3 protein-coding genes are annotated in these 4,383 nt (G+C 58.8%); 2 read left to right on the top strand and 1 reads right to left on the bottom strand.

The window, feature by feature from the left end:
* Window positions 1-546 (top strand): transposase (locus AMM33_RS21090; protein WP_194945649.1); only part of this gene is annotated, 546 nt, incomplete at its 5' end.
* A 199-nt stretch (window positions 547-745) separates the two neighbouring features.
* Here AMM33_RS21090 and AMM33_RS21095 read toward each other — a convergent pair.
* Complete coding sequence (locus AMM33_RS21095; protein ID WP_194945650.1) at window positions 746-1,645, bottom strand: integrase core domain-containing protein; 900 nt, start codon at window positions 1,643-1,645, stop codon at window positions 746-748.
* 63 nt (window positions 1,646-1,708) lie between these two features.
* Here AMM33_RS21095 and AMM33_RS21100 point away from each other — a divergent pair.
* On the top strand, window positions 1,709-4,383 hold a 2,675-nt coding region (locus AMM33_RS21100; RefSeq protein WP_194945651.1), incomplete at its 3' end, for a filamentous hemagglutinin N-terminal domain-containing protein.

Here is a 4,383-nt window from a genome sequence, read left to right on the forward strand (position 1 = left end):
GCCCGGATCACGTTTGACAAGTTTCACATCATCGGTCACGCAAGCACTGCAGTGGACAAGATGCGCCGGATCGAGCAGAAGACCGACAAGTCTCTCAAGGGCATGCGCTGGACTTTGCTCAAAGACACAGCCAAGCTCAAACCGGAGGCGGCAGCTGAACTGGATGCGTTGATGGCCAAGATGACCGTCAAACGCACGGCCAGGGCGTGGTCCTACAAAGAGCAGTTGCGTGAGATCCTTGATCGAAAGCAGATCAACGTTGTGCGAACCATGCTGGATCACTGGTGCACATGCGTGATGCGCTCCAAGGTCGAACCGATGAAGGACGTTGCCAAGATGATCCGCGCTCATATGGAAGGCATCGTGGCCTGGGCGCAGACACGCCAGACCAACGGATTCCTCGAAGCCATCAACGGTTTGTTCCAGGCATCCAAGCGTCGTGCGCGTGGGTTTACGCGAATCACAACGATCAAGACTGTCATCTTCTTGATCGCCGGGAGACTCGACTTCCACGCTATCAATCCTCATGCTGGGCAACCCACTTGAAATTCATCAGAGCCCTGAATTTCAACCCCTGTTTTTTCAAAGATCAGCCTGTCGGGGCTGGTTTTTGATGGGGTTGTTGCACTTGTTGGTGCTGCGCTGTGCCTGCTCTTTGTGCAAAACCCGACACGCACGCAGGCATTGACCCTGGCCGATGCGGACAGTGCTGTTGGCGTTGGTTTGAAGTCTTTTTTGGGGCGATCTACCTCCTGATCCCGTAGCCACGCATCAACCCCGCCAGAGCTTGCACTGGCGTGACTTCCTTGATCGGCATTTGCCGGATGTCGCGTGGTCTGAGCCCTGCAAAGTGTTCCGCTGGTGTGAGTCCGTGCAGGTTTTGGTGAGGCCTGACGTGGTTGTAGAAAACCCTGAATTCATCGAGCGCGCTTTGCAGTGCCCCACCACTTGGGATGACGAGTTGCCTGAGCAGCGGCTTGAGCGTGCCAAACAAGCGCTCGATCCTGCCGTTTTGCCAAGGGGCGTGTTTCTGAGTGGTCTGGTGCTGGATGCCAACGATCTTCAAGAACGAGTTGAACAGCCAGCTGTTCAAAACTGCCTCGTTGTCGGTGCGCAGTTTGCGGGGCTTGCCGTATTGCGCGATGGCCAGGCACAAATGACCGAGCAAGCTCCAGCTGCATCGCCGGGTGAGCACTTGCAGGCGCAGCGCCAAGCGTGAACCGTGGTCGATGATGCCAATGGCCGCATGGGTCGTTTTGTGGTCGTCTGTGAAGAACGTCATGTCGATGGCCCATGTGTTGTTAACCGCCACAGTGCGGGACTTGGCCGATCTGATCTGACGGCGCAGCTGGGCAATCTCCCTTTGGTGTGATGCGATGAGATCGGCCACAAAGGTTTTGCCCACGCTCAGGCCGGGATGCAATCGGTTGAAGGTGTGTGCCACAGCGCGGCAACCAGCGCGGGGCATGTGGGCCTTGAGGCGCAAGACTTCAAGGCGCAGCCAATCGGGTTTGCGGCGGGTGAGAATGTCTGCGCGCAGCGTCACCAGGGCGCAGGCTTTGGGGCGAAGGGTGAATACGGCAGAGCGAAGAGGGCGGGCGGGGCGAAACAGACGCGTCAAGAACAGCCATATCTGCCATGCCAAACCCAAGATTTTCCTGAATATCAAGGCAAAATATGTCGATTATTAGACCTAAATAACTCAACATTGGCGCCAAACCATTTCCTGATCCGCTACCGCCGCACCATTGCCCAAGCGGCCCTGCTTGTCTATGTGCTGAACCCTTTGCTGGTGACTGCGCAGGTCATCGTCAATGCAGGTACGGCCAACGATGGCCGACGCACCTTTGTCGATCAGACCCAAAGCGGTGTCACCAAAATCAACATCACCACCCCCAACGGGGCGGGCGTATCGCACAATAGCTACCAACAGTTTGACGTTCCCAAAACAGGGGTCGTGCTCAACAACGGCGGCAACAACAGCAACACCCGAATTGCCGGATGGGTGGAGGGCAACCCCAACTTGCGCCCAGGCCAGGAAGCCAAGCTCATCCTCAATGAAGTGGTGGGCGGCAAAGCTTCGCAACTGCAAGGCTACTTGGAAGTCGCAGGCACAAAGGCCGACGTCATCGTGGCCAACGAGCACGGCATCACCTGCAACGGCTGTGGCTTCATCAACACCGACCGGGCCACCTTGACGACGGGCAAACCCGTCTTCGGCGCAGACGGCGCGCTGCAGCAAATGCGCGTGCAGCAAGGCCAAGTGACCGTGGGGCCAGATGGACTGCAGGCGGCAGACACGCGGGTGGACATTTTGTCCAGCTACGCCAACATCCAGGGCGACATTCATGCCGCCAACATTCAAGCCGTCGTTGGACAAAATGACATCCACTACGTGACTGGACAAGTCACCAAACAAGCCACTGCCACAGGGACCAGTTCGCCAGCAAATGCGCCAAGCTCTGGGCTGGACGTGGGCGCACTGGGCGGCATGTATGCCAACCAGATCAGCCTTGTCGCCACGGGCGAAGGCGTGGGCGTCAAAATTGACGGCAAACTGCTCAGTGCTGGGCAAATCGCCATCCAAAGCGATGGCACGCTGACCCACAAAGGCAACACCCAAGGCGATGCCGGGGTTCAGCTCAAAGCCCAAACGCTGGAACAAGCGGGCCAAGTGATCTCTGCACAAACGGTCGACTTGCAAGCCGCGCAGTTGCGCAACTCGGGCACCACCCAAGGCCAGCAGCTGCACATTGCCGTGAGCGAAGACGCCAGCAACAGCGGCCACCTCAAAGCCCTGGACGCAGGCCTGCACATGCAAGTGGGCGGCACCTTGCGCAATGCAAGTGGCGCTGAAATCTTGTCGCAACGCCAGGTGCAGATCAACGCGGCGCAAGTCGTCAACGCCGGTTTGATCGAAGCCAAGCAAGTGGCTATCAAAACCAGCGCCAATGTGATCAACCAAGGCCAAATCAAAGCCCAAGATGGCGGCCTTGTGTTGGACGCGGGCGGGGCGCTGCAGAACCAGAAGAATGCCAGCATCGTCTCGCAAAGCACGGCCCAAGTGGTCGCCCAAAGACTGGACAACGATGGGGCGCTGCAAGCCCAAAGTCTGAGCATTCAGACCACAGGTGACGCCACCAACAGCGGGCGCATCACAGCCGGTGCGGCTGGCTTGCAAATGCAAATTGGCGGGGCTTTGCGCAACGACAAGGACGGCGTCATCTTGTCGCAAAACGCAGCGCAGCTGAAAGCCCTGACGCTGACCAATGCTGGCGACATCATCGCCACCGACAAAACCACCCTCCACGCCACAGAAGTGACCAACAGCGGCGTGATGCGCAGTGAAAGCGCATTAGAAATCAGCCAAGCGCAGAAGCTCGACAACAGCGGCACACTGGCCGCCAAGCTGATCACATTGCAAGCGGCCAGCACGCAAAACAGCGGCAGCATCGAAGCCCAAAGCCTGACCCTGACAGGGGCGGCCCAATCTGCAAGCGCTGCGGCCAGCTTGACCAGCGCCAACACGCTGGACAACAGCGGCGTCATGGCCGCTCAAAACATCCGCCTGACTGACCTGGCGCAAATCAACAACATCGGCAAGATCACCACCTGGACAGAAGGCGCGACGACACAAGGCACAAGTCAAGGGCAAGACCTGTTCATCCAGACCCAACAGCTGAACAACGCCGGTGGCGCTTTGCTGGCCCAGCGTGACATCACGCTGATCACCGAACAACTCGACAACCGCTCGGGCACCATCGGCAACGCTGCAGGCAGCATGGCCATATCGACCCAAGGCAACCTGGACAACCGCAGCGGCAGCATCGTCCAACAAGGCGCCAGCGCCCAACTGCAGATCACAAGCGGCCTGGCGCTGGACAACAGCAACGGCCACATCGAAGGCCAGGGCCGTGTCCTGCGCATCGAAGCGGGTGACTTGAGCAACAACAGCGGCAAGATTTTGCAAACCGCAGGTACTGACGCCACCTCCGTGCAAGGCACAAGCCCTGTGCAAATACCCGCACAAATGGACCTGCGGATCACCGCCAACTCCCAAGCGAGCACGCCCACGGCCGGGCAACTGCGCAACATCCAGGGCCAAATCAGCAGCAGCGGCAACGTGACCATCCAAGCCCAGTCTGTCATCACCGACCCCGGCGACCCACAGCTGAGCCAGCCCAGCAGCCTGAGCTTCATGGACAAAAGCAAGGCCACCAGCGGCACCGGTACGAGCAACAGCACCCCTTACAACTGGCAAACAGACATTGCTGCTGCAGACAAGGTCACCAAAGCCAAAGCCGCGTTGGATTCAGCCACTGCGACCGCTGCAACGGCCGCCACGACCTTGACGGCGGCCACCCTGGCCGAACAAACAGCCAT

The organism is Limnohabitans sp. DM1, from assembly GCF_001269385.1.
Classification (GTDB): Bacteria; Pseudomonadota; Gammaproteobacteria; order Burkholderiales; family Burkholderiaceae_C; genus Limnohabitans_A.